The sequence below is a fragment of the Cupriavidus sp. DF5525 genome, from assembly GCF_040149425.2.
GTDB classification, from domain to species: Bacteria; Pseudomonadota; Gammaproteobacteria; order Burkholderiales; family Burkholderiaceae; genus Cupriavidus; species Cupriavidus pickettii_A.
Window position 1 is genome coordinate 952,702 of record NZ_CP168266.1, and the last position, 23,657, is coordinate 976,358.

The 23,657-nt window shown below is 70.2% G+C and carries 22 protein-coding genes; 12 read left to right on the top strand and 10 right to left on the bottom strand.

Annotated elements, in window-relative coordinates; genetic code table 11:
- The first annotated feature begins 6 nt into the window (after positions 1 to 6).
- The 5 genes from ABNX08_RS25620 to ABNX08_RS25640 all read left to right on the top strand — a co-directional run bounded on the left by ABNX08_RS25620 (position 7) and on the right by ABNX08_RS25640 (position 9,095).
- Positions 7 to 981 carry a DNA-binding protein gene (locus ABNX08_RS25620; RefSeq protein WP_022538497.1) on the top strand — a complete coding sequence of 325 codons (975 nt, stop codon included), beginning with the start codon at positions 7 to 9 and terminating at the stop codon, positions 979 to 981.
- A gap of 189 nt (positions 982 to 1,170) precedes the next feature.
- The gene (locus tag ABNX08_RS25625; protein ID WP_022538498.1) at positions 1,171 to 3,459 is read left to right on the top strand and encodes an ATP-dependent DNA helicase; all 2,289 of its coding nucleotides are present in this window, start codon (positions 1,171 to 1,173) and stop codon (positions 3,457 to 3,459) included.
- A 117-nt stretch (positions 3,460 to 3,576) separates the two neighbouring features.
- Positions 3,577 to 3,900, top strand: a complete 324-nt coding sequence (locus ABNX08_RS25630; RefSeq protein WP_022538499.1) for a thioredoxin family protein — start codon at positions 3,577 to 3,579, stop codon at positions 3,898 to 3,900.
- Between the two features lie 250 nt (positions 3,901 to 4,150).
- Positions 4,151 to 5,290, top strand: a complete 1,140-nt coding sequence (locus ABNX08_RS25635) for a two-component system response regulator (RefSeq protein WP_022538500.1) — start codon at positions 4,151 to 4,153, stop codon at positions 5,288 to 5,290.
- A 4-nt stretch (positions 5,291 to 5,294) separates the two neighbouring features.
- Positions 5,295 to 9,095, top strand: coding sequence for a response regulator (locus ABNX08_RS25640; protein WP_022538501.1), 3,801 nt, complete (start codon positions 5,295 to 5,297; stop codon positions 9,093 to 9,095).
- A gap of 16 nt (positions 9,096 to 9,111) precedes the next feature.
- Here ABNX08_RS25640 and ABNX08_RS25645 read toward each other — a convergent pair whose 3' ends face one another.
- Positions 9,112 to 9,543, bottom strand: a complete 432-nt coding sequence (locus tag ABNX08_RS25645) for a VOC family protein (protein ID WP_022538502.1) — start codon at positions 9,541 to 9,543, stop codon at positions 9,112 to 9,114.
- A gap of 122 nt (positions 9,544 to 9,665) precedes the next feature.
- Between ABNX08_RS25645 and ABNX08_RS25650 the strand changes: the two genes are divergently transcribed.
- Positions 9,666 to 10,550: a LysR family transcriptional regulator gene (locus tag ABNX08_RS25650; RefSeq protein WP_022538503.1), complete on the top strand. Its 885-nt coding sequence runs from the start codon at positions 9,666 to 9,668 to the stop codon at positions 10,548 to 10,550.
- A gap of 15 nt (positions 10,551 to 10,565) precedes the next feature.
- Here ABNX08_RS25650 and ABNX08_RS25655 read toward each other — a convergent pair whose 3' ends face one another.
- From ABNX08_RS25655 to ABNX08_RS25685, 7 genes are all read right to left on the bottom strand, one after another.
- Entirely contained in the window at positions 10,566 to 10,901 is a 336-nt protein-coding gene (locus ABNX08_RS25655; RefSeq protein WP_022538504.1) for a cupin domain-containing protein, read from the bottom strand.
- A 114-nt stretch (positions 10,902 to 11,015) separates the two neighbouring features.
- Positions 11,016 to 11,189 (bottom strand): hypothetical protein, encoded by a 174-nt coding sequence (locus tag ABNX08_RS25660; protein WP_349605959.1) that lies wholly within the window; start codon positions 11,187 to 11,189, stop codon positions 11,016 to 11,018.
- A 96-nt stretch (positions 11,190 to 11,285) separates the two neighbouring features.
- Positions 11,286 to 11,642, bottom strand: a complete 357-nt coding sequence (locus ABNX08_RS25665) for a hypothetical protein (protein ID WP_041681769.1) — start codon at positions 11,640 to 11,642, stop codon at positions 11,286 to 11,288.
- 181 nt (positions 11,643 to 11,823) lie between these two features.
- Complete coding sequence (locus tag ABNX08_RS25670; protein ID WP_022538506.1) at positions 11,824 to 13,284, bottom strand: efflux transporter outer membrane subunit; 1,461 nt, start codon at positions 13,282 to 13,284, stop codon at positions 11,824 to 11,826.
- Complete coding sequence (locus ABNX08_RS25675; RefSeq protein WP_022538507.1) at positions 13,284 to 14,189, bottom strand: HlyD family secretion protein; 906 nt, start codon at positions 14,187 to 14,189, stop codon at positions 13,284 to 13,286. The genes ABNX08_RS25670 and ABNX08_RS25675 overlap by 1 nt, the downstream gene beginning before the upstream one ends.
- Entirely contained in the window at positions 14,186 to 14,404 is a 219-nt protein-coding gene (locus ABNX08_RS25680; protein WP_022538508.1) for a DUF1656 domain-containing protein, read from the bottom strand. Before ABNX08_RS25680 ends, ABNX08_RS25675 begins: the two co-directional genes overlap by 4 nt.
- A gap of 23 nt (positions 14,405 to 14,427) precedes the next feature.
- The gene (locus ABNX08_RS25685; RefSeq protein WP_041681770.1) at positions 14,428 to 16,407 is read right to left on the bottom strand and encodes an FUSC family protein; all 1,980 of its coding nucleotides are present in this window, start codon (positions 16,405 to 16,407) and stop codon (positions 14,428 to 14,430) included.
- Positions 16,408 to 16,621: 214 nt separating this feature from the next.
- On the opposite strand from ABNX08_RS25685, the gene ABNX08_RS25690 reads away from it, so the two are divergent.
- Positions 16,622 to 17,518, top strand: coding sequence for a LysR family transcriptional regulator (locus tag ABNX08_RS25690; RefSeq protein ID WP_022538510.1), 897 nt, complete (start codon positions 16,622 to 16,624; stop codon positions 17,516 to 17,518).
- A 66-nt stretch (positions 17,519 to 17,584) separates the two neighbouring features.
- On the opposite strand, the gene ABNX08_RS25695 is transcribed toward ABNX08_RS25690, so the two are convergent.
- On the bottom strand, positions 17,585 to 18,130 hold the full coding sequence (locus tag ABNX08_RS25695) for a hypothetical protein (protein WP_022538511.1): 546 nt from the start codon (positions 18,128 to 18,130) through the stop codon (positions 17,585 to 17,587).
- 260 nt (positions 18,131 to 18,390) lie between these two features.
- Between ABNX08_RS25695 and ABNX08_RS25700 the strand changes: the two genes are divergently transcribed.
- The 3 genes from ABNX08_RS25700 to ABNX08_RS25710 are packed head-to-tail and all read left to right on the top strand — an operon-like array spanning position 18,391 to position 20,834.
- Positions 18,391 to 18,645, top strand: a complete 255-nt coding sequence (locus ABNX08_RS25700) for an acyl carrier protein (protein WP_022538513.1) — start codon at positions 18,391 to 18,393, stop codon at positions 18,643 to 18,645.
- Positions 18,642 to 19,841: an acyl-CoA dehydrogenase family protein gene (locus ABNX08_RS25705; RefSeq protein WP_022538514.1), complete on the top strand. Its 1,200-nt coding sequence runs from the start codon at positions 18,642 to 18,644 to the stop codon at positions 19,839 to 19,841. Before ABNX08_RS25700 ends, ABNX08_RS25705 begins: the two co-directional genes overlap by 4 nt.
- Before the next feature lie 9 nt (positions 19,842 to 19,850).
- Positions 19,851 to 20,834: an amino acid--[acyl-carrier-protein] ligase gene (locus tag ABNX08_RS25710; protein WP_022538515.1), complete on the top strand. Its 984-nt coding sequence runs from the start codon at positions 19,851 to 19,853 to the stop codon at positions 20,832 to 20,834.
- Between the two features lie 63 nt (positions 20,835 to 20,897).
- Here the strand turns inward: ABNX08_RS25710 and ABNX08_RS25715 are convergent, their stop codons facing one another.
- Positions 20,898 to 21,563: an acetyltransferase gene (locus ABNX08_RS25715; protein WP_041681771.1), complete on the bottom strand. Its 666-nt coding sequence runs from the start codon at positions 21,561 to 21,563 to the stop codon at positions 20,898 to 20,900.
- A 236-nt stretch (positions 21,564 to 21,799) separates the two neighbouring features.
- Here ABNX08_RS25715 and ABNX08_RS25720 point away from each other — a divergent pair, with 236 nt between their 5' ends.
- Complete coding sequence (locus tag ABNX08_RS25720) at positions 21,800 to 22,306, top strand: GNAT family N-acetyltransferase (protein ID WP_022538517.1); 507 nt, start codon at positions 21,800 to 21,802, stop codon at positions 22,304 to 22,306.
- A 9-nt stretch (positions 22,307 to 22,315) separates the two neighbouring features.
- Positions 22,316 to 23,638: an FAD-binding oxidoreductase gene (locus ABNX08_RS25725; RefSeq protein WP_022538518.1), complete on the top strand. Its 1,323-nt coding sequence runs from the start codon at positions 22,316 to 22,318 to the stop codon at positions 23,636 to 23,638.
- Positions 23,639 to 23,657 lie beyond the last annotated feature (19 nt).

Genomic DNA, 23,657 nt, shown 5'->3' on the forward strand with positions numbered 1-23,657 from the left:
CCCACCATGGAAACCCTCCGCAGCCGTGGCATCACCCGCGACGACGTCTGGCAGGCCGCCGACAGCCTGCTGAAGGCGGGCCAGCGCCCGACCATCGAACGCATCCGCCTGCATCTGGGGCGCGGTTCCCCCAACACGGTCAGCCCGCACCTGGACGCCTGGTTTGCCGCGCTGGGCGGGCGCATCCAGGATCCGCAGGGATTTGCGCCCGCGCCTGGCTGCCCGGAGCCGGTCACGGAAGCGGCGCGCTATCTATGGGAGGCCGCGCTGCAGGTGGCCAGGGCATCGGCCGAAGCCGCGCTGACGCAGCGCCAGGCGGCGCTGGCCGGGGAGCAGGCCGCGCTGGAGCAGGAGAAGGAAGCGCTGGCGCAGGAACGCCAGGTCATGCAGGCACGCCTGGACGGTGCCGAGACTGCCATGGCTGAACTGACGCGGGCCCGCGACGAGGCCTCCGACCGCGCCGCACGCGCAGAAGCCGCGGCTGCGGCCTTGCAGCGGCAGGTCGATGCGCTGCGCGCCGAAGCGGCCGCAGCGCTCGAGGCGCGCGACGCCCTGCAGCGGGACTTTGCCGCCCAGCGCGCGGCATGGGACCAGGAGCGCGAAATTCTCACGCAACGCACCGCCGCCAATGAGCGCCGCATGGCGCTGGAGCTGGATGCCGCGCGCGTGGCGGCAAAGGATGCGCAGAAGCTGCTGGAGGCCGAGCGCAAGGCCGCCATGGAGCGGCTTGCCCACGCCGCCGAGTCTGCCTCGAAGCAGGGCAGCGAAATGACCCGCCTCGGGCAGGCCCTGGCCGTGCTGGAAGAGCGCGTCCGGCAGCGCGAAGCCTTGCTGGCGGAGTATCGCGAGCAGTCAGGTGGCAGTGGAGCGACCAGCGCAGGCCAGGAAGGCCAGCCTGCGCGCCGGGCGCGGCCGGTACGTGGCACGCCGGCGCGAGGCAAGAGCGGCCGGCTGCGTACGCGCGGTTGGCCGGCGAGCTGAGCTGAACCGAGCGACCAGCGCATCCTCGGCCTCGCACGGATAGACGTTCTCCGGAGTTGACGAAGTAGTCGATCCTGTCGCCAATCCACCGGCTCCCCTTATGCCGGCGGGTTGCCGCGGGGTAGCGCGCTGGCAATACTGTATATTCATACAGTTTCTCCGCTGTCCTCCTTCGTAGTGTCCATAGCCTTGCCGCCCCCTCCCGCCACACCTTCTGCGCCGTCCTACGTCGTCGCCGTGCGCGCGCTGTGCGAATTCACCGCCAAGGCGGGCGACCTGGACCTGCGCTTCGTGCCGACGCCGTCGGCGCAGGAGGGCGTGGCCGGGCATGCGGTGGTGACTGGCCGGCGCGGCGAGGGCTACCAGGCGGAGGTCGCGTTGTCCGCCGATTTCGGCCCCCTGCACGTGCGCGGCCGCGCCGACGGCTACGATCCCGCCGCCAACCGGCTGGAAGAAATCAAGACCGTGCGCGGCGACGCCGCGGTGCCCGACAACCACCGCCACCTGCACTGGGCGCAGGCCAGGATCTACGGCTGCCTGCTGTGCCGCAAGCTGGCGCTGCCCGGGCTGGAGATCGCCGTGGTCTATTTCGACATCGTCGGCCAGCGCGAGCATCCGGTCGTGCAGCACTTCACCGCGGCGGAACTCGAAGACTTCTTCGAGCAGACCTGCGAGCGCTTCCTGCACTGGGCGCAGGCGGAGCTGGCGCATCGGCGGGCGCGCGACGCCGCACTGGCGCAGCTGACTTTCCCGCACCAGGGCTTCCGCCCCGGCCAGCGCGAGCTGGCGCAGGCGGTCTACAACGCCAATCGCACGGGCCGCAGCCTGCTGGCGCAGGCGCCCACCGGCATCGGCAAGTCGGTCGGCACGCTGTTCCCGGTGCTCAAGGCCATGCCGGGGCAGGGCATCGACAAGGCCTATTTCCTGTCGGCCCGTTCCACCGGCCGCGGCGTCGCGCTGCAGGCCGCCGACGCGCTGCGCGGGCACGGCGCGCAGCCGCTGCGCGTGCTGGAACTGGTGGCGCGCGACAAGGCCTGCGAGCATCCCGAGCTGGCCTGCCATGGCGAGTCCTGCCCGCTGGCCCGCGGCTTCTACGACCGCTTGCCGGCCGCGCGCGAAGCGGCCCGCGGCGTGCCGGTGCGCGACCGCGCCGCGGTGCGCCAACTGGCGCTCGAACACGACATCTGCCCTTACTACCTGGCCCAGGAACTGGTGCGCTGGAGCGACGTGGTGGTGGCCGACTACAACTACTACTTCGACCGCAGCGCCTTGCTGTACGCGCTGACTGCCGCCAACGGCTGGCGCGCCAGCGTGCTGGTGGACGAGGCGCACAACCTGGTCGAGCGCGGCCGCGCGATGTACACCGTGGAACTCGATCCGCAGTCCTTGCGCGAGGTGCGGCGCAGCGCGCCTGCAGCCGTGGCGAAGCCGCTGGCACGGCTGGCGCGCCAGTGGCGCGCGCTGGCCCGGCAGGCCGAGGCCGAGTATGAGGTGCTGCCCGAAGTGCCGGCTGCCTTTCGCCGCGCGCTGGACGAATTCTGCGGCGCCGCGCTCACGCATATGACCGAGCACCCCGGCGCGCACGACCCGGCGCTGCAGCGCTTCTATTTCGACGCGCTGCATTTCGGCCGCATGGCCGAGCAGCTCGATGCCAACTCGCTGTTCGATCTGCACCGGTCGCCGCACGGCGGACGTGGCAACCACACGCGGCTGTGCCTCCGCAACGTCATCCCCGCACCGTTCCTGCGGCCGCGCTTTGCCGCTGCGCACTCGGTCACGCTGTTCTCCGCGACGCTCGATCCTGCCGGCTACTACCTCGATACGCTGGGTTTGCCGGCCGACTGCGCGCGCGTGGAAGTACCATCGCCGTTTCGCCCCGAGCAGTTGTCGGTGCGGATCGCCGGGCGCATTTCCACCCGCTATGCACAGCGCGAGCGGTCGCTGCCCGCCATCGTCGCGCTGATGGCAGGCCAGTTCCGTGAGCGGCGCGGCAACTACCTGGCCTTCTTCAGCAGCCACGAGTACCTGCAGCAGGCGGTCGCCCGCTTTGCCCAGGCGCACCCCGACATCCCGCACTGGGTGCAGTCGCGCGGCATGGACGAGGCGGCGCAGGCCGCATTCCTGTCTGCCTTTGTCGAAGGCGGCGAGGGCATCGGCTTCGCGGTGCTGGGCGGTGCCTTTGCCGAGGGCGTGGACCTGCCCGGCGAGCGCCTGATCGGCGCCTTCGTCGCCACGCTCGGGCTGCCGCAGTTCAATGCGGTCAACGAGCAGTTCCGTGCCCGCATGCAGGCCGTGTTCGGCCAGGGCTATGCCTATGCCTACCTGTATCCCGGCCTGCGCAAGGTGGTGCAGGCGGCGGGCAGGGTGATCCGCACCCAGCAGGACCGGGGCGTGGTGTACCTGATCGATGACCGCTTTGCCGGCGCCGAGGTGCGCCAGTTGCTGCCCGCATGGTGGGAAATCGGCCCGGCGGCGTAGAAATTACACTGTCGGTTCGACAAGATCGTCCGCTTTCCCTTGCCTGCCCGCACCCTGGCGCTGGAATGAATCTGGCAGGCAAGGCGGATATCGTGAGCACAACCAGGAACCAGACCCATGTCAATGACCCAACACTACGCGGCCAGCGAGCCGCCTCGCACCGAGGTGGACGCCCTGAAGGGCGGCACGGTGGTGGAGTTCGGCGCGCCCTGGTGCGGCTTCTGCCTGCGCGCGCAGCCGGCGCTGGCCGAGGCTTTTGCCGCGCATCCGCAGCTGCGCCATATCAAGATCGAAGACGGCAGCGGCCGGCCACTGGGGCGCTCGTTCCGCATCAAGCTGTGGCCGACGCTGGTGTTTCTGCGCGATGGCCAGGAAGTGGCGCGCCTGGTGCGGCCCACCGAGGCCGATCCGATCCGGGAGGCCATGCGCCGCATTGCCTGAGCGGCCTGCCTCAGCTTGTTTTGGCGCCTTATTGGGCATATTTTGGTTGGGTTTCGGGAGATCGAGGACCTGAACCCCGCTTAGGGAGGGGATAGCCGGCGCCATTTTCTGCCGATTGTGCAGAGAGTCGCGCCCGCGCAATGCCCAGCCATACCCGCCGGCCGCGACCCAGCCCGCCATCCGGGAATCCCGAAGCGGCCCGCGCGCCCGGCGCGCAGGAAAAAGACGGACCAACCGCCAACTTCGATACATGAGCGCTCCCAGCCCCGACCAGCGGCCCACCGTCCTGGTCGTCGATGACGTTCCCGAGAACATAGCGGCCATGGTTGCGCTGCTGCAGGACCCATACCGCGTCAAGGTGGCCACCCGCGCCGCCACCGCGCTGCAACTGGCGCGCGAGGCGCCCCCGGACCTGATCCTGCTGGACGTGTCGATGCCCGGCATGGACGGCTACGATGCCTGCCGCCAGCTCAAGGCCGACCCGCGCACCGCCAGCGTGCCGGTGATCTTCTTGACCGCCCGCGCCGAGGCCCACGACGAGGCCCTCGGCTTCGAGGTCGGCGCGGTCGACTACATCATGAAGCCGGTCAACGCGCCGGTGGCGCGCGCACGCATTGCCAGCCAGCTCACGCTCAAGCAGGCGCACGACTTCCTGCGCGACCGCTCGGCCTGGCTCGAGGCGGAGGTGCAGCGCCGCACGCGCGAGATCACGCTGATCGAGGACGCCACCATCATCGCGCTGGCGGCGCTGGCCGAAACCCGCGACAACGAAACCGGCAACCATATCCGCCGCACCCAGCACTACGTGAGCGCGCTGGCGCGCAAGCTGCAGCACGACCCGCACTTTGCCGCCCAGCTCGACGACAAGGCCATCGACCTGATGTTCAAGTCCGCGCCGCTGCACGACATCGGCAAGGTCGGCATCCCGGACCGCATCCTGCTCAAGCCCGGCAAGCTGACGGCCGAGGAGTTCGAGGTCATGAAGACCCACACCACGCTGGGCCGCGACGCCATTGCCGATGCCGAAACCCAGTGCGGCACCACCAGCTCCTTCCTGCGCTATGCGCGCGAGATCGCCCACCACCACCACGAGAAATGGGACGGCAGCGGCTATCCCGACGGCCTCGCCGGCGACGCCATCCCTTTGTCCGCACGCCTGATGGCGGTGGCCGACGTCTATGACGCGCTGATCTCGCGGCGCGTCTACAAGGCGGCCTTCACGCATGAGGATGCCGTGCGCATCATCGCAGAAGGCCGCGGGCGGCATTTCGACCCGCGCGTGGTCGACGCCTTCCTGGCAATCACCGGCGAGTTCCACGCCATCGCCCTGCAGTACGCCGATCCCGCCGCCTCTGCACCTGAGCTGGTCCTGGCACCCGCGCAAGGCTGACGGCATGCGCGGACGCTTCAGCACTGGCGGGCGGCTGTTCGGGCCGCTGCTGGCCTATGCCGCGCTGCTGGCGGTGGCCGTGTGGCTGGTGGCCTTTGCCGCCGCCTCGCTGGTGCGCGAGAACGAGCAGGCCAGCGTGGGCGCGCGCCTCGGCGCCACCGTCAGCACCACGGCGCGCCTGCTCGAGGTCTGGTCCGGCGAGCAGCGGCGGCGCACCGCGTCGATCGCCGCGCTGCAAGCCACGGTACGGCTGGCGCGGCCGCTGCTCGCCGCGCAGGGCGATGCCGATCCCGTGCAGGCCGCCCGGTTCCTGCGCTGGATCACGCCGCTGTACCGTTCGCATGGCTATATCGGCTTTGCCCTGGTCACGGCCGACGACCGGATCGTGGTGTCCGAACGGCCCGAGCGCAACGGCCAGTTGCTGATGCCGGAGTCCGCCCGCACGGCCCAGCGCGCGCGCCACGAAGGCGCCGCGGTGTCGGCCCCGTACCCCGGACCGCCGCCGGCCGCTGCCGACCACGCCGGCCGGGCGGAGGTGCCCACCTTCCAGGCGGTATGCGCGCGAATCTGGGATGACGAGCGCGTCATCGGCACGCTGTGCCTGCGCATCGATCCACACGCGGTGATGCTGCAGCTCGTCACCGCGGCGCGCTATGGCCGCAGCGGCGACCTGTACATGATCGATGCCGATGGCCGGCTGGTGTCGCCTGCGCGCTTCGATGAAGAACTGGCCGCGCAGGGGCTGCTGGCGCCCGGCACGCCGTCGATGTTCAACACCTTGGCGCGCGTGCCGGTGGCAGACGGCAACGGCACCTGGCGCCTGCCGCCCGGCGCGCCGCTGACGCGGTTGGCGCAGCAGGTGCTGGGCCACCAGACCCTGCAGCTGGCGTTCGGCTACCGCGACTACCGCGGCAAGCGCGTCGCCGGCGCGGGGCTGTGGGTGCCCGCGCTGGCGAGTGCGCTGGTGCTGGAGCAGGACATGGACGAGGCCTTCCACTCGTACCTGTCCACGCGCAACGTGGTGATCGGCATGGCGTTGTCGATCCTGCTGCTGATCGGGCTGGCGGCGTGGGCGCTGCGCCGCGGCCAGCAGCGGCTGGCGCAGAGCGAGGAGCGCCTGCGCGCGATGCTCGACCATGCGCCGGCGATCATGCACCTGAAGGACCGCAACCATGCCTTCCTGGCGCTGAACCCCACCACGCAGGCGCTACTGGGCCTGACCGAGCGCGAGGCGCTGGGCCGCACCGACCGCGAGCTCGCGGTGATGCCGGACGGCACCCAGGAACGCTGGGATATCGAAGAGCGCGTGATGGCCACCGGCCGGGCCGAGGAACAGGTCTACACGATGTATTCCAGCCAGGGCCCGCGCGAGCTGCAGGTGATGCGCTTCCCGGTGCGCAACCCGGCCACCGAAGAAGTGGTCGGCGTAGGCGCGGTCGGCATCGACATCACCAGCCAGGTGCGCGCGCACCGTGCGCTGATGGAACTGTCGCAGACGCTCGAGCACAAGGTATCGGCACGCACGCGCGAACTGGCGGTGGCCAACGCCGAGCTGGCCGAAGCCACGCACGCGGCCGAATCGGCGGCGCAGGCCAAGGCCAGCTTCCTGGCCAATATGAGCCATGAGATCCGCACGCCGATGAACGCGGTGATCGGCATGGCCCACCTGGCGCTGGGCACGCGGCTCGACCCCAAGCAGCGCGACTATATCGAGAAGATCGAGCGCTCGGGCCAGCACCTGCTGGGCATCCTGAACGATATCCTGGACCTGTCCAAGATCGAGGCCGGCAAGCTCGAGGTGGAAGAGATCGACTTCTCGCTCGAGCGGGTGTTGCGCACCGTGGGCGACTTGGTCTCCGAGCGCGCCGCTGCCAAGCAGCTGGAGCTGATCGTGGAAGTGGCGCCGGACGTGCCCGACGCGCTGCGCGGCGATCCGCTGCGGATCCGGCAGGTGCTGATCAACTTCACCACCAACGCGGTCAAGTTCACCGAGCGCGGCGAGATCGTGGTGCGCGTGGCGCGCTGCACGGGCGCGGATGCGATGCCGCGCGTGCGGCTGCATTTCGAGGTGCGCGACACCGGCATCGGCATCGAGCCCGACGCGATCGAGAGGCTGTTCCAGAGCTTCGAACAGGCCGACAGCTCGACCACGCGCCGCTACGGCGGCAGCGGCCTGGGCCTGGCGATCAGCCAGCGGCTGGTGCAGCTGATGGGTGGCACACTCGGTGTGGACAGCACGCCGGGCCAGGGCAGCAGGTTCTGGTTCGAGCTGTCGCTGCTGCCCGGCAGCCAGCGCGCGCCGGCGCTGCTGGTGCGGCCCGAGCTGGCGGGCCGCCGGCTGCTGGTGGTGGACGACCACGGCTATGCGCGCCAGGTCATTGCCGCGATGCTGCGCGGCTTCGGCTTCCGCGTGGAAGAAGCGGCCTCGGGCGAGGCCGCGCTGTCCGCCATCGCCGAGGCCGATGCGCACGGCGATCCCTATCACGCCGCCTTTATCGACTGGCGCATGCCGGGGCTGGACGGCATCGAGACCGCGCGCCGGCTGGCGGGCCTGCCGCTGCGCGGCCCGCGCCCGCGCCCGCTGATGGTGACCGCCAACGGCAGCGAGGCGGTGATGCGCGAGGGCGAGCGCAGCGGCTTCGACGCCTTGCTGCTCAAGCCGGTGAGCCCGTCGGTGCTGTTCGATGCGACGCTGCGCGTGCTGGCGGCCGATCCGGATGCGCCGCGGCCTGACAAGCCGGTGCGCGCCGCGCCCGGACCCGGCTGGTCGCTGCCGCAGCGGCGCGTGCTGCTGGTGGAAGACAACGAGATCAACCGCGAGGTCGCGGTACACCTGCTGCAGCAGGCCGGCATCACGCCCGATACGGCGGAGAACGGCCTGCAAGCGCTGGAGCGCCTGGCGGTGCAGTCCTACAACCTGGTGCTGATGGACATGCAGATGCCGGTCATGGACGGGTTCGAGGCCACGCGCTGCATCCGCGCCGATGCGCGGCTGGCCGGCCTGGCGGTGGTCGCGATGACCGCCAACGCCTTGCCCGAGGACCGCGAGCGCTGCCTGGCCGCCGGCATGGACGACCACATCGCCAAGCCGATCAACCCGGCGGTGTTTTTTGCCACGGTGCACTCCTGGCTGACCGGCGGGCGCAAGCTGCCGGCGACGTCAGGCACGGTTATCGCCGTGGAAGCCATGTCAGCGTGGCTGCGCGCGCTGGCTGCCGAACGGCAGCTCGATGTGCCGGCGGCATTGGCGCGTGCCGGCGGTCAGGCCGAGACCTATCGCGGCCTGCTGGCGCGGTTCGAAGCCCACTATGGCGATGCCGGCGCCCGCACTGGCGCGCTGCTGGCGCAGGGGCGCAGTGCGGAGGCGGGGCAGCTGGCCCATGCGCTGGCCGGGGTCGCTGGCAATCTCGGCGCGATGGAAGTGTCCCGCGCCGCGGCGGCACTGGAAAGCGCGCTGCGCGAGGCCAGCGACGGTGCGCAGGCGGCGTTGCAGCAGGCGCTGGAGGTGGCGTTGTCGGACCTGCTGGCGTCGCTGCGGCGGCATTTGCCGCCGGTGCCGGCAGCGTTGACCGTAGCGACAGGCGCTGGTCCGGATGCCCATGTGCTGGAGGTACTGCGCCGGCAGCTGCGTGAAGGCGCCAGCGAAGCCGGCCAGACGCTCGCCATGCATTGCGCCGCGCTGGCGGTGGCGATGCCGGCTGGCACGCTGCGCCAGCTGGGCGATGCGATCGAAGGGTATGACTACGAGGCTGCGCTGGTGGTACTGACAGACGTGCTGCCCGCCGCCAGCGCAGCGGCGGACTGAAGCCCGGCGCGCCGCCTTACTTGGCGAACACCTGGCTCATGTCGCCAAAGGCCTTGAACTCGAGCGCGTTGCCCGACGGGTCCAGGAAGAACATGGTGGCCTGTTCGCCGACCTGGCCCTTGAAGCGCACGTGCGGCTCGATCACGAACTTCGTGCCGGCCGCGCGCAGCCGCTCGGCCAGCGCCTCCCACTCGGCCATTGGCAGGATCGCGCCGAAATGCCGCACCGGCACGTCGTCGCCATCGACCGCGCTGGTGGCGCGATGGCCGCATTCCTCCGGCGACAGGTGCGCCACCACCTGGTGGCCGTAGAAGTTGAAATCCACCCAGGCCTCGGAGCTGCGCCCTTCGGGGCAGCCGAGCAGGTCGCCGTAGAAGCGCCGGGCCTCGGCCAGGTCGCGCACGGGAAATGCCAGGTGGAACAGGGGGATGGAAGGGGTTGCGTTCATGCGGGGGCCTTTGTCGGGGAGCATTCTGAAGGGTGGGCCGAAGCCTGTGGGTTGATTGTAGCCAGCAGGACTCGTAATATGAAGCGAATCATTTTTGACCTGAGTATCAGAGTTTTCAATAGATGATCCGCTACTTCCAGACCTTCCTGGTGGCCGCCGAAACCGGCTCGTTCTCCGCCGCCGCGGCGCGGCTGGCGCTGACGCAGTCGGCCGTCAGCACGCAGATCCGGCGCCTGGAAGAGGAACTGGACTGCACCCTGTTCGACCGCACCGGCAAGTCCGTGGCGCTGAGCGAGGCCGGGCGGCGGCTGGTGCCGGAAGCGCGCCGCTTTGTCGAGCTTTATGCGTCGATGAAAGACCGCGCCGGCGCGCATGCCGACGCCGCGCCGCTGGAGTTGGGCGCGGTCTCGACGGTCCAGGCCACCCTGCTGGCCGATGCGATGCGGCGCTTTCGCGTGCGCTTTCCGGACTCGCTCGTCAACGTGGTGCCGGGCATGTCCACCCAGCTGCTGACCCAGGTGGATGCGCGCGAACTCGACATCGCCGTGCTGATCCGGCCACGGCTGGGCCTTCCGTCGGACCTGAAGTGGGTGCCGCTGGTGCGCGAGGGCTTTGTCGGCATCGGCCCGGCCGGCGCGCCGCCGGACCTGCGCGCGATGCTGGAGACGCTGCCGTTTATCCGCTACAACCGCCATTCCACCGGCGGCCAGCTGGTGGAGCGCTACCTGAAGCGCCAGCGGCTATGGGTCAGGGAAGGGATGGAGCTGGACGAGCCGGCGGTCATCCTGCAGATGGTGGAAGCCGGGCTGGGCTGCGCCATCATCCCGTCCGGGCTGGTGCCGCTGCGGCAGGCAGCCGGCGTGGTGCAGGCGCCGCTGCCGGGCGGGCCGCTTTATCGCGACGTGGGGGTGCTGGTGCGCGAGTCGGCGCTGCGCCGCGAACCGGTCGCGGCGCTGATCGATGCCTTCGTGGCTGCCAGCGCCCGCTGGCAGCCTGGCGTGGCGTAGGCTCCGCGCAGGCGGTCAGCAGCCGCCGGGCAAGACCATCGTCACCAGCACCGAGGCATCGGTGAGGGCCGTCACGTCGTAGCGCACGCACGGCCCCAGGTAGAGCAGGTCGCCCTGGCGCAGGTGGCGCTCGGCGCCGTCCACGCGCAGCCGCACTTCGCCTTCCAGGCAGTGCACGGTCATCGGGCCATCCACCGAATGCGGCGGCACATGCTTGCCCGCCTTCAGCACCAGGCGCATCACTTCCAGCGGGCCTTCCTTGAACAAGGCCTGGGTGGCGGTCTGGTCCAGCCGAGTGCCCAATGGCAGCACGCTGGCGATCTGTCCGGAAGAAAGGTGGGGCAGGGACATGCGCGGCTCCTCGCTTGTAGTGGGGTAGCTTGGTTGTGGCTTGTCAGGCGCAGCTGGCGCTTGCCGGCCGCACGCCTTCTCAATCTAGCACCGGAGCGCGCGCGTCGACAGCGTTCAGCATGCCGTAGCCGGCGTAGGGGAGTCGGCCGGTTGTGCGCAATGGGCGGCATGACGCGCGCGAGCCGCGGCGCGGGCGCGCTCGATGACGGCCCAGTCGGGGCCGGCGGCGGCCGGCAGGGATGCGGTGATGGCGCCCAGGCCAAGCAGGGCGAGCAGGACGGTTTTCATGGGAGGTCGGGAGGCGGGGGGAAGGAGACTGGCCGGAACCGGGCAATTCCGGTCAGCGCTGCTGCCACGGCTGGCGCCGTGGCAGCGACAGATGCGTCAGGCGGCTGCCTGCGTGCGCGCGGCGGCGTGGGCCGGCGACGCGGATACGCCGCTGCGGTCCATGCCGGCCAGTTCCATGCCGGCGGCTGCGCGGTTGGCGCCGTCGGTGAACGGGTCGCGCTTGTCGTTGACGCGGGCGCCGTCGGTGAAGGGATCGCGCTTGCCGTTGACGTGCGCGCCTTCGGTGAACGGATCGCGCTTGCCGTTGTGCATGCTGTAGCCATCACGGTCGGCGGCGACGCCGCGGTCGTTCAGGCCTTGTGCCGCGGCGGCGTTGCAGGCAAGGGCGCCGGCACCGAGTGCTGCGATGGAGATGGCCGTGGCAAGGAGGGCTTTGAGATCGTTTTTATGCATGTCTGCTGTGTTGGGTTGAAGGACGGCATGGCCTGGCAGGGCCATTGCGGGAGCGGCGGATCTGCTTGCCACATGCCGTCCGGTTCGCCTTGTGGGCGGTGCCGCGGCGTGGGAAGCGTGCGGCACGGGACGAAGTGTAGTCACGCTGATCCATTCCTGTGATGATTTAAACGGCGTGAAATCATTCGCTTTTTTCATCTTGAGCCGATGTGGCTGGCGTGGCCATGCGGCCGGCCTGCCAGCCGCCGCCCAGCGCCAGGAACAGGTCGACCTGGCGCGACACCACGTGACCCTCCGAGGCCGCCAGCGCGGCCTCGGCATCGGCCAGTGTCCGTTCCGCGTCGAGGAGCGCCAGATAGGGAATGCGCCCCGCCTGCTGCAGCCGGCGCTGCTGCCTCGCGGCCTCGCCGGCATGCTCGTACGCGGCGTGCAGGGCCTCGTGCCGTTCCAGTTCGCGCGTGTAGGCGGACAACGCCGTCTCGGTTTCCTGCAGCGCGCGCAGCACCGCGCCGTCGAAGCGCGCCAGCGCCGCCTCCGCAGCGGCCTCATGGCCGTGGATACGGTGGCGCACGCCGTTGGTCGGCAATGACCAGCTCAGCAACGGCCCCACGCTCCAGCGTGCGGTGGGACCGCTGCCGAGGTGACTGAGTACGCCGGTCAGGCCGGCACTGGCGCCGATGCGGATCGACGGGTAAAGGTCAGCGGTGGCCACGCCGATGCGCGCGGTCGCGGCGGCCAGCTCGCGCTCGGCCTGGCGGACATCGGGCCGGCGCCTGAGCAGTGTGGCGCCATCGCCCACGGGCAGCGGCGTGCGCAGCGTGGGTTCCCCATGGCATTCGACCTCGTCTGGCGGCAGCCCCGCGGGCGGCTTGCCGAGCAGCAGTGCCAGCCGGTAGCGCGCCGCAGTGCGGGATGCCTCCAGTGCGGGCAGGGCGGCGCGCAGCGCTTCGGTGCGGGCGCGCTCGCGTGCGACGTCGGCGGGCTCGCCGCGCCCGCCTGCCACCAGCCGGCGCGTTGCGCCCAGCGTGCGCTGCTGTACCTCGAGCTGCCGCGTGGCGGCCGCCAGTTCATGCGTGGCCGCGCAGCCCTGCACGTAGGCGCGCACGGTCTGCGCGGCCACGCTGACGCGCACCTGGTCAAGCGCGGCTTCGCTGGCCTGCGCGCCGGCCAGCGCGGCCTCGTCGGCCCGGGCCAGCTTGCCGAAGAAATCGATCAGATAGGACACGCCCAGGCCGAAGTCGCCGAGATTGAACACCGGCGGTTTCTCGGTCTGCAGGAAGCTCTCGGCCGACAATTGCGCGCGCGACACGCTCGCGCTGGCGCCGCCCTGCGGCAGGTTTTCAGACTCGACTTCGTGCAGCAGCGCCACCGCGCGGCGCAGGTTGGCGGCGGCGGCACGGATATCCGTGTTGGCGGCCAGCGCCTGTTGCACCAGGCGGTCGAGCCGTTGGTCGTCATAGAGCCGCCACCAGTCGTCGGGCACGGGCGCGATGGCAACGCCGTGCGCAGCGCCGCCTTGCAGCGGACCGTTGGCGGCGGGCGCCCGTACCGCAGCGTCGCCAGGCACGCGGTAGTCCGGGCCCACGGTCGTGCAGGCGCACAGGGTTGCGGCCACACAGGCCAGCCATCGACGGCGCCGCATCACGAACGCGGCCCCACGCGGCGCGGGGCGTCATTGCCGCGCTGCTCCAGCACCGCCACGGTGGCCGTGCGGCCCGACACCAGCCGCACATCGGCGGGCACGTCTTCCAGCACGATGCGCACCGGCACGCGCTGCGCCAGCCGCACCCAGTTGAAGGTCGGGTTGACGTTGGGCAGCAGGTTGGCGCCGGCGCTGCGGTCGCGGTCCTCGATGCCGGCGGCAATGCTCTGCACATGGCCGCGCAGGTGCCGCGGCTCGCCCATGATATGCACGTCGACGGGGCTGCCGATGCGGATGCGGTGCAGCTTGGTCTCCTCGAAATAGCCCTCCACATGGAACGAGGCGGCGTCGACCACCGACAGCACCGGGCGGCCGGTGGAGACATAGTCGCCCAGCCGCGGCAGCCGGTCGTTGAGGTAGCCCTCCACCGGGCTGCGCACGCTGGTCCGTTCGAGGTTCAGCTGCGCCAGCCGCACCGCGGCCTCGGCCTGCGCCAGCGCGGCCTGGCCTTGCTCCACGCGAGCGCGGCCCTGTTCGGCGACCTCGCCGGCAACCAGGCCATCCAGCGTGCGATTGCGTGCGGCCTCGCGCCGCGCCTGCGCCAGCGCGGCGCGCTGCGTGGCGGCGGTGGCCTGCCCCTGCTGCAGCGCCAGCGCGTAGCGGTCGCGGTCGATCTCGAACAGCACCTCGCCGCGGCGCACGTACTGGTTGTCGCGCACCCGCACGCTGATGACCAGGCCCGAGACATCGGGCGCGACCTGGACAATGTCGGCGCGCACATGGCCGTCGCGGGTCCACGGCGCGGCCGTGTAGTAGTCCCACAGGTGGCGCAGCACCAGCAGCGCGGCGAGCGCGGCCAGCAGCGTGGGCAGCAAGGGAAGGAAGTTGCGGAGTCGGAAATTCATGATGGCAGTGCCGGCACCGCGACAAAGACCGCGGCCACAGCACCCAGGACGATCACATAGAGGGAAAGGTTGAACAGCGAGCGGTGCCAGATATGCCGGTAGCAGCCCAGCGCCGCCAGCACCATGCGGATCGCGGTGGTGACGGCGAAGGCGAGCACCATCAGTACCAGCACACCGGGCACGAAGACGCCGTAGAGATCGATTTCACTGAGCATGGGTGCAGCAGAGGCGTTGGAAGTCAGCGGGCCGGCGCACCGGGCTGCAGCGTGACCTGCAGTACCACCAGTGCGCCGAGCGTGCCGCCATGCCTGCGCCCCGGCAGCGCGGCCACGCCGGCGATGGCTTCGGCCACCGATGCCGCCAGCCCGGCCGGCACTGGGACCGCATGGCCCGTGCGCAGCCGCGCGCGGAAATGCCGCGCCACGGCAGCCAGCACCCGCCGCACCGGCTTGCGCGTCGCGGGCTGCAATGCCGGCAGCGCCTTTTGCAGCGCCAGCGCGCAGTAGCCGACTTGCAGGGCATGGAACCCCTCGGACGACAACGGATCGCCAGCGGCGCCCAGCCGCGGCACCAACTGCCCGAGCCGGTCGAGCATGCGCGCACCAAGCCGCGCATCGCCATCGGTACGCAGCGTGGCGGCCTGCGCCAGGTCTTGCCAGCTGGCGCGCACCAGCCGCTGTGCCGCCGCGCGCGCGCCGAACGGACGCACCGCCATCGACCACAGCGGCGCGAACAGCATCGCCGCGGCGCTGGCCAGGCAGGTATTGAAGGTGCCGAGGAAATCCGCGTCGAACACCGATTGCACATTGGCGAACGAAGCCGTGTTGACCGACAGCAGCATTGCGATCAACTGGAAGCCCGGCCGCGCGATCAGCAGTCCGATGCCCAGGTAGGGCAGCGCCAGCATCGCCACCAGCGCCTCGAAGGTGCGTGCATGCGGCACCACCAGGAACAGGTAGCCGGACGACACCAGCAGGCAGACCCCACTCCAGCGCAGGAAGGCCCCGGCCATGCGGCGCGGCTCGTCGATGGCCGCGAAAAAGCAGCATGCGATCGACGCCACCGCCACCGCGCCCGCACCATCCTCCCAGCCGGAGAAGATCCACAGCAGCCCCGCGCAGAACACCGCTAGCCCACTGGAGACGGCGCCGAACAGCAGCATGCCGTGGTCATGGTGCAGCGCCGCCGCGTCCGGGGCGGCATCCTCACGCACTTGCGGCGGGCGCGCGCTGCGGTCGCCGATGCCTTGCTGCAGCGCGTGGCATTCCGCGTACACGGTGCACAGGCGTTGCAGCTGGTCGGCGGCGGTTGCCGCCAGCCCTGCATGCCAGTCGATCGGGTGCCCGTCATGGTCAGCAGGCCAGCCGCCCGCGATCGACGGCGCGGGCCCGGCCGCCCCATCGCCGAGCCACGCCGCCGTCGCCGACAGCGCCGCGTCAAGTTCGGCGGGCATGCCTTGCGGATGACTGCGCAGCGCCTGCAGCACGGTCTCCAGCGACGACAGCAGCGGCATCAGCATGGTCATGCGCTGGCGCAGCGCGCGGGCGTGGCGCAGCGGGTGGCTGCCTCCGGTGTCGTAGGTCAGCTGGCTGGCGAGCTGGTCGAGTGCGAGGATATCGGCGGCCAGCCGGTGCCGGCCGTCATCCGCGCGCGGGCTGCCGGTCAGGATGTCGGTGGCCCATGCCGCCGCATCGGCCAGCCACGTGGCCGCGCGTGCGCGCAGCGCCGGCGCCACCTTGGCCGGAAAGACCACCGAGCCCACCAGCCCGGCGCAGACGATGCCGATCACGATCTCCTCGATCCGCGCCACGGCGATATCGAAGATCTGCGCCGGCTGGCTGACCGCCGGCAGCGCGATGATCGGCAGTGTGTAGGCGGCCAGCAGGAACACATAGCTGCGCGGCGTGCGCTGCAGCAGCGACAGGTAGACCAGCGCGGTGATCCACAGCGCAATCGCGGCCATCAGCACGATCGGCATATTGACCAGCTGCGGCACGGTCGCCACCGCGGCGGCCGCGCCCAGCACCGTGCCGGCCACGCGATATGCCGCCTTGGAGCGCGTGGCGCCGGTGAGCGGGTGCGAGACGAAGTAGACCGTCGCCATCGCCCAGTACGGCCGCGGCAGGCCGAGCGCCAGCGCGAGATAGAGCGCCAGCATCGCGGCGGCGAATGCCTTCAGCGAGAACTGCCACTGTCGTGCATTCGGCCAGCTAGCCATGGGGCGGGGGTATAGGTGACGAGGGTTGGGGGCGCGCATCGCCACCTGCCGCTCCGGGCTTCATAGGGGGCGCGGTCGGGCAGGGGCAATGCGTGGAAGCGAAGTGTAGCCAAACCTTCCGCATTCCATTCATGATTTAATATTGGCCTCTCCATTCCATTTGTTCATGGATGCGAGCGCCTGTGCAACCGGGCTTCCGCATACCATCGCCACGATGCCCATCGATATCCGCGCCCTGCGCTATTTCGTCGAGACCGCGCGCCTGCGCAGCTTCACCCAGGCCGCCACCTCGCTCTTCGTGACCCAGTCGACCATCAGCAAGATGGTGAAACAGCTGGAGGACGAGGTCGGCCAGCCGCTGCTGATCCGCGAAGGCAAGAGCGTGCGCCTGACCGACGTCGGCCGCGTGGTCTACGAGCGCGGGCAGGAGGCGCTGGGCGTGGTCCACCGGCTGACGCTGGAAGTGGCCGACTTGTCCTCGCTCGGCCGCGGGCAGCTGACGGTGGGGATCCCGCCGATGGTCAACCTGTTTTTCTCGCCCGCGGTCAGCGCGTTCCGACAACGCTATCCCAACCTGTTGCTGACGCTGGACGAGCACGGCGGGCAGGTGGTGGAGCAGCTGGTGGCCAGTGGCGAACTGGAAGTCGGCGCCACCGTGCTGCCCGGCGACAGCGGCCTGGCGCTGGAGACGCGCCAGTTCGGGCGCTACCCGATCTGGGCCGTGGGCCCGCGCAAGGCCAGCTGGGCGCGCGGTCGCACGGTCTCGCTGGGCGCGCTGCGCGACGAGCCGCTGGTCATGCTGACCGACGATTTCTCGCTGACGCGCAAGCTGCGGCAGGCCTTCCTGGAGGCGCGCATCGAACCGCGCGTGGTGGCGCGCAGCGGTCACTGGGATTTCCTCGCCTCGATGGCGGCGGCGGGGCTGGGCACTACCTTCCTGCCGCAACCGCTGGCCGAGCGACTGCAGGGCCAGGACACGCTGGCGATGGCACGCCTGACCGAGCCGGCGGTGGACTGGACGATGGCGCATATCTGGTCGCCAGGACGTTACCTGTCGCACGCGGCGCGGGCCTGGCTGGCGGTTTGCGAGGAGATGCTGGGCGAGGGCTAGGCTCCGGGCTGTGCACGTTCCCGAGGCAAGTGCAGCGATGCGGTACCTGCCGGCCGCGCGCGCCGCTCACTTGCGCACGCAGTGGTCCGGCGGAATATCCAGCAACACCAGCGACTGCCTTCCCGCCACATAGTGATAGTGCAAGGTCACGCCGAGCTTGCCGAGCACCGGCACATCCGGGTTGCGGCAGATGCCGCGCTCCAGGATCGGCTTGGCCGAGGCCATGAACTCGCGCGTGTCCTCGCGCGAGGCATCCACGCCCGACACCTTCAGCTGGAACTCAACGATCTTGCCCGGCCTGGTCACGCAGCCGTCGAAGCGGGTGGAGTCGTCCAGGTCGACCGGGCCGGCCCGCTTCAGCTCCTGGCAAGCCATGCGTAACTGCCGCTCGGCATCGCCGGCGGTCAGGCGCGTGACGCCGGTCATGCCGGTGGGCTTGCCGCGCACCGTGCCCAGCAGCAGGGTGGCCAGCCCTGACAGCTGCGAGGGTTCGGCAGGCGTTGCCGCCAGGGCGGCCGGAACCGCCAGCGTGGCGGCAAGACAGGTCAGGCACAGACGCGCGGCGGCATCGGGGAACGAAAGTCGGGTAGGGGCGGCAGGATCTGGGGGCATGGCGATACGGAAACACGTGCCTGGGGGTCGCGCTGCTACTGTAGCCTCGGCCCCTTGCCGCCGTTGTCAGGCGCTGTCCTACAGCGCAACGGGGGCTTGCAAAGCGGCCAGAGCCTGCCGCGGCACCCAGTGTGGCGCAATTGGCCACTGCGTGTTGCCTTGCGGATACGCGGCTTGGTGCGTCAACGTACCGAAGCGGATGCGGCGCATATGGCGCAATGGGTCCATCCCCTGAAGGGGTGATCTCCGGAGGCGCATGCATGAAAAACATCATTCGCGGCATCCTGGCCCAGGTGGCCAGGCTGGACGTGCCGGTCGAATCGCTGGCCGACGACGCCGACCTGTACGAGGCGGGCCTGACCTCGGTGGCGAGCGTCCACCTGATGCTCGCCCTGGAAAATGCCTTTAGCTTCGAGATTCCCGACACCATGCTCAACCGCGAGCTGTTCCGCAGCATCGACTCGCTGGCGGCCGCCGCCGCACAACTGAGCACCTCGCCGCGGGAGGCAGCATGAGGCCGGTACTGGCCAGCGTGGAGGGCAGCCCGGCCGAGGCCGGGGCCGCCGATCCCGCCGCGCTGCTGGCCGCGGCACGTACGGTGGCGGAGCTTGCGGCCCGCCATGCCGACCAGGTCGACCGCGACGCGGTCTTCCCCGAACAGGCCATGGCCGCGCTGCGCGAGCAGCGGCTGCTTGGCGCGCTGGTGCCGCCCGAGTACGGCGGCTGCGGTGCCTCGCCGGAAACCATCGCCGCCATCTGCCGGATACTGGGCGGCGGCTGCGCGGCCACCGGCATGATCTACGCGATGCACCAGATCCAGGTGGCGTGCGTGGTCGACCACGGCATCGGCAGCGCCTGGCATGAAGACCTGCTGCGCCGCCTGGCCGGCGAGCAGCTGCTGCTGGCTTCCGCCACCTCTGAAGAAAGCATCGGCGGCGCGCTGCGCACCAGCGGCTGCGCGGTCAATGCCGACAACGGCGCACTGCACCTGCTCAAGATGGCGCCCACGATCTCCTACGGCGCGCATGCCGACGGCATCCTGGTCACCGCGCGCCGCCATCCCGATGCGGCGCCGTCGGACCAGGTGCTGGTCTGCGTGCTCAAGCCCGACTACACGCTGGAGTGTCTGTCCGGCTGGGACACGATGGGCATGCGCGGCACCTGCAGCAACGGCTTCCGGCTGGAGGCGCGCGGCAGCGTCGAACAGGTGCTGCCGGTGCCATTCGGGGAGATTGCCGAAGCCACCATGACGCCGTTCTCGCATATCGTCTGGGCCGCGCTGTGGACCGGCGTGGCCGCCGACGCGGTGCAGCGCGCCAAGACCCTGTTCCGCGGCCAGGCGCGCGCGCGTCCGGGCGTGCTGCCTCCGTCCGCCACACGCGTGGCCGAGGCGGTCGCCACCATCCAGCTGATGGAGAGCCGCGTCGAGCTGGCGCTGATCCACTATCGCCGGCACCGCCAGGGCGGCGGCATGTCGGCGGCGTTCGCGCTGGCGGCGGAAATGAACAGCGTCAAGACCAGCGTGTCGACACTGGCCATCGAGGCCGTGCAGACCGCGCTGCTGGTATGCGGCATGGCCGGCTACAAGCAGGGCACGCCCTACAGCCTCGGCCGCCACCTGCGCGACCTGTGGTCCGCGCCGCTGATGATCAACAACGACCGCATCCTGACCAATACCGCCAACCTGTTGCTGGCGGAACGTTCCTCCTGAGGAGAAAGCATGGAAGCCAGCCTCGACAATGTCAGCGGGCTGCCGGACCCAGACCCGGCAGAACCCTCCGTGGCCGGCACCGGCTACGCGACGCCGACTTTCCTGCAGTCGCTGATCGACGCAGGTATCCTGATCCCCACCGGCGTGGACGGCATCTATGGTCGCAGCGGCCTGTACGAAGCCATTGCCGAGGGCATGAACGCCCTGGTCACCCAGGCCGGCGCCGACCAGCAGGCCGAGGTGATGCGCTTTCCGCCCACCACGCCGCGCAAGGATTTCGAGGACAGCGAATACCTGAAGAGCTTCCCGCAGCTGGCCGGCACCGTACACAGTTTCTGCGGCAACGAGCGCGACCACTTCCGCCTGCTGGCGCGGCTGGAGGACGGCGAGGACTGGACCGACCAGCAGCGGGCCACGCGCGTGGTGCTGACCCCGGCCGCGTGCTACCCGATCTACCCGGTGATCGCGCGGCAGGGGCCGCTGCCGCCCGAAGGCCGCGTGGTCGATGTGTTCTCGTACTGCTTCCGGCACGAGCCCTCGCTGGAGCCGACCCGCATGCAGATGTTCCGCATGCGCGAATACGTGCGGCTTGGCAGCGCGGAGCAGATCCTGGCCTTCCGCCAGATGTGGATCGAGCGCGGCAAGGCACTGGCTGACCAGCTGGAACTGCCGCACACGCTGGACGTGGCCAACGATCCCTTCTTCGGCCGCGGCGGCAAGCTGGTGGCCGACAACCAGCGCGAACTCAAGCTCAAGTTCGAGCTGCTGATCCCGGTGAACGACGGCGCGCCGCCCACCGCGTGCATGAGCTTCAACTACCACGTCGATCATTTCTCCACCGTGTGGACGTTGCGCACTGCGGATGGCGAGAAGGCCCACACCGGCTGTGCGGCATTCGGCATCGACCGGCTGACGTTGGCGTTGCTGCGGCAGCATGGCCTCGAGTTGCAGCGGTGGCCGAAGAGCGTCAGGGCAGCGTTGGGCAATATCTGACGCCGTTGACGGTGCGTGCGGCAGGCCGGTGGATCCGGCCCGCCGCACGCGGCGTTTCGCAAGTCAGCCGGCGATCCTTCTCACGGTGATCTGCTGCGACCCCGACGTAATGAACTTGCGATCGCCGGTGCCGGTCGACACGCCGGTGTGCGAGTCGACCACGCAGTCGTCGCCGATGCGCACGCCGGGATAGATGGTCGCGCGCGTGCCGAGGAAGCAGCGCGCGCCCACGGCGGCGTCGCCGTTCAGGATGGCGCCCGGCGACAGCACGGAATACTCCCCCACGCCGGCGCCATGGCCGACACTGCAGTGGACATTGGCCAGCACGCCCGCCCCCAGGGTGGCGCCGCGGTTGATGATCGCCAGCGGGCAGACGATGCTGCCGGGCCCGATCGCGGCCGCGTCCGAAACGATGGCCGCGCCGTGCAGGTAGGTCGGCACCGGCACGCCCCTGCCGGTGAGCCGGCCGATGATCTCGCGGCGCGCGTCGACCGAGCCGATGGCCACGATCACGGCTTGCCCGTCTTGCGGCCGGAAGTCCCAGGTCGTGCCGAGGTGCGGCAGCGCGATGCCGTCGAGTACCTTGCCCGGATCGTCGTCGATGTAGCCGGCGACACGCGCGCCGCCCCGGCGGGCCTCACCTTCGACGTACTCGAAGATTTCCTGCGCGAATCCGCCCGCGCCGGCGATGACGACAGAAAATACGCGCAGGGCGTTGATCAGCGGCATGTTTCGGAGCCTCCCGCGGCGGGCAATTGGGGGCCGGCATGGGCGCCGGGGCGGCCATGCGATTCGGGCCATTATTGCTCTCCGGGATACGCCTTGTGGCGGGCTTGCGTGCGCGGGCGCACGGACGGTATGGCGTGCCGCAGCGCGCCTGCAACAGGGCGCACGCGACGGCTGTCCGGCCGCGGCACGCTAGAATCGCTCCCTTGCCCGAATCCGGCCAGCCAAGACCTTGCCCCATGTCCCTGCATATCCGTCCTGAAGTACCGTCTGACGCCGACCGCATCGCGCAACTGACCACTGCCGCCTTCCGCGCGGCACCGCACGCCAGCCAGACCGAGGCGTTTATCGTCAACGCGCTGCGCTGCGCAGGCCAGTTGACGGTATCGCTGGTGGCACAGGATGGCGAAGTGCTGGTGGGGCACGTCGCGGTTTCGCCGGTATGGGTCTCGTCCGGCGCGGCGGGCTGGTTCGGGCTGGGCCCGATCTCGGTGGCGCCTGACCGGCAAGGGCAGGGCATCGGCACGCAACTGATGCAGGCCGCGCTGGCCGAGTTGCGGCGACTGCGTGCGGCCGGCTGCGTGGTGCTGGGCGATCCGGGGTACTACGGGCGCTTCGGCTTTGCGGCCCGGCCCGGGCTGGTGCTGGAAGGCGTGCCGCCCGAATATTTCCAGGCGCTGGCGTTCAATGGTGGCTATCCGAGCGGCACGGTGCGCTATCACGACGCGTTCAACGCCACCGCCTGAACTCGCCCGATGCACCCGATTCGCAGACTCCCGGCCATCGACGGTAATCCCGGCTGGTTCGAGACCTCGCCATCGCGCCATACGCCACTTGGCAAACGGCTGACCGGCGACACGCACTTTGACTTCGCCATCGTCGGCGCCGGCTTCACGGGCGTGGCGCTGGCGCGCAGGCTGGCCGAGCTGCATCCGCAGGCCAGCATTGCGCTGGTGGAAGCGCTCGAGGTCGGGCAGGGCACATCGGGCCGCAATGCCGGCTTCATTATCGACGTGCCGCACAACGTGGACGGCGGCGATGCCGGCGCCGAGCACGACCGCCAGCTCTATGCGCTCAATACCACCGCCATCGAACGGCTGCGCCGCCTCAGGGACCAGTACGGGATCGATTGCGCCTGGCACGATGCCGGCAAATACATGTCAGCACATGAAGCGCGGCATGTCGGCGCCCTGGAACGCTTTGCGGCCGCGTTGAACGCGGCCGGCTTTCCCTCGGAATTCATTGAAGGGCAGGGGCTGGCGCGCAGGCTGGGCACCGGCTACTACCGCGCCGCGGTGTATACGCCGGGCAATGTGCTGGTCAACCCGGCAGCGCTGGTGCGTGGCCTGGCGGCATCGCTGCCGGAATCGGTCACGCTGTTTTCGTCCAGCCCGGTGCTGGGTTGCGAGCACGGCGCGCACCATACCCTGCGCTTCGCGCACGGCAGCCTGCGCGCGGAGCGACTGGCGCTGACTGTCGGCAGCTTCAGCGAAGCCTTCGGCCAGGCGCGCAACCGGGTCGCCACGCTGTTCACCTACGCCAGCCTGACCGAGCCGCTGACGCAGGCCGAGGCCGCCGAACATTTCCCGGAGGTGCGGCCGTGGGGAACCACATCGGCGCATCCGGCGGGCACGACCGTCCGCTTCACCCCCGATCGCCGCCTCTTCGTCAGGAATACCTTCCACTACCAGCCAGCGTTGCGCACGCGCGAGGCGCACCTGCACGAGGCGCGCGACCAGCACCGCCGCTCGTTCGAGGCACGCTTCCCGGCGCTGGCAGGCAAAGCCTTTGCCTATACCTGGGGTGGACTGATCGGCATGACCCTGAACCACCATTCGGTGTTTCGCCACGAAGGCGACAATTTGTACGCGGTGGCGGGCTGCAATGGCGTCGGCGTGGCCAAGGGCACCTACCTGGGCCACTACATGGCCGAATACATGAGCGGCCTGCACAGTGCCGAGCTGGGGTTCATCCTTGCCAACAGCCAGCCGACGTGGATACCCCCCGATCCGCTGCGCAAGGTCGGCGCCACGCTGCGGCTGCGGCGCGAACTGGCCGGGGCGGGCGGGGAGATCTGAGGGCTCGTCGTCGCCTCAG

Excerpts from the sequence above, each read along its gene's own strand:
- ABNX08_RS25700 (WP_022538513.1), top strand. The coding sequence starts at position 18,391 with ATGAAAAACATCATTCGCGGCATCCTGGCCCAGGTGGCCAGGCTGGAC.
- ABNX08_RS25645 (WP_022538502.1), bottom strand. The coding sequence starts at position 9,543 with ATGAACGCAACCCCTTCCATCCCCCTGTTCCACCTGGCATTTCCCGTG.
- ABNX08_RS25690 (WP_022538510.1), top strand. The coding sequence starts at position 16,622 with ATGCCCATCGATATCCGCGCCCTGCGCTATTTCGTCGAGACCGCGCGC.
- ABNX08_RS25635 (WP_022538500.1), top strand. The coding sequence starts at position 4,151 with ATGAGCGCTCCCAGCCCCGACCAGCGGCCCACCGTCCTGGTCGTCGAT.
- ABNX08_RS25715 (WP_041681771.1), bottom strand. The coding sequence starts at position 21,563 with ATGCCGCTGATCAACGCCCTGCGCGTATTTTCTGTCGTCATCGCCGGC.
- ABNX08_RS25695 (WP_022538511.1), bottom strand. The coding sequence starts at position 18,130 with ATGCCCCCAGATCCTGCCGCCCCTACCCGACTTTCGTTCCCCGATGCC.
- ABNX08_RS25675 (WP_022538507.1), bottom strand. The coding sequence starts at position 14,189 with ATGAATTTCCGACTCCGCAACTTCCTTCCCTTGCTGCCCACGCTGCTG.
- ABNX08_RS25630 (WP_022538499.1), top strand. The coding sequence starts at position 3,577 with ATGTCAATGACCCAACACTACGCGGCCAGCGAGCCGCCTCGCACCGAG.
- ABNX08_RS25665 (WP_041681769.1), bottom strand. The coding sequence starts at position 11,642 with ATGCATAAAAACGATCTCAAAGCCCTCCTTGCCACGGCCATCTCCATC.
- ABNX08_RS25660 (WP_349605959.1), bottom strand. The coding sequence starts at position 11,189 with ATGAAAACCGTCCTGCTCGCCCTGCTTGGCCTGGGCGCCATCACCGCA.
- ABNX08_RS25670 (WP_022538506.1), bottom strand. The coding sequence starts at position 13,284 with ATGCGGCGCCGTCGATGGCTGGCCTGTGTGGCCGCAACCCTGTGCGCC.
- ABNX08_RS25640 (WP_022538501.1), top strand. The coding sequence starts at position 5,295 with ATGCGCGGACGCTTCAGCACTGGCGGGCGGCTGTTCGGGCCGCTGCTG.
- ABNX08_RS25655 (WP_022538504.1), bottom strand. The coding sequence starts at position 10,901 with ATGTCCCTGCCCCACCTTTCTTCCGGACAGATCGCCAGCGTGCTGCCA.
- ABNX08_RS25720 (WP_022538517.1), top strand. The coding sequence starts at position 21,800 with ATGTCCCTGCATATCCGTCCTGAAGTACCGTCTGACGCCGACCGCATC.
- ABNX08_RS25725 (WP_022538518.1), top strand. The coding sequence starts at position 22,316 with ATGCACCCGATTCGCAGACTCCCGGCCATCGACGGTAATCCCGGCTGG.
- ABNX08_RS25680 (WP_022538508.1), bottom strand. The coding sequence starts at position 14,404 with ATGCTCAGTGAAATCGATCTCTACGGCGTCTTCGTGCCCGGTGTGCTG.
- ABNX08_RS25685 (WP_041681770.1), bottom strand. The coding sequence starts at position 16,407 with ATGGCTAGCTGGCCGAATGCACGACAGTGGCAGTTCTCGCTGAAGGCA.
- ABNX08_RS25620 (WP_022538497.1), top strand. The coding sequence starts at position 7 with ATGGAAACCCTCCGCAGCCGTGGCATCACCCGCGACGACGTCTGGCAG.
- ABNX08_RS25650 (WP_022538503.1), top strand. The coding sequence starts at position 9,666 with ATGATCCGCTACTTCCAGACCTTCCTGGTGGCCGCCGAAACCGGCTCG.
- ABNX08_RS25705 (WP_022538514.1), top strand. The coding sequence starts at position 18,642 with ATGAGGCCGGTACTGGCCAGCGTGGAGGGCAGCCCGGCCGAGGCCGGG.
- ABNX08_RS25710 (WP_022538515.1), top strand. The coding sequence starts at position 19,851 with ATGGAAGCCAGCCTCGACAATGTCAGCGGGCTGCCGGACCCAGACCCG.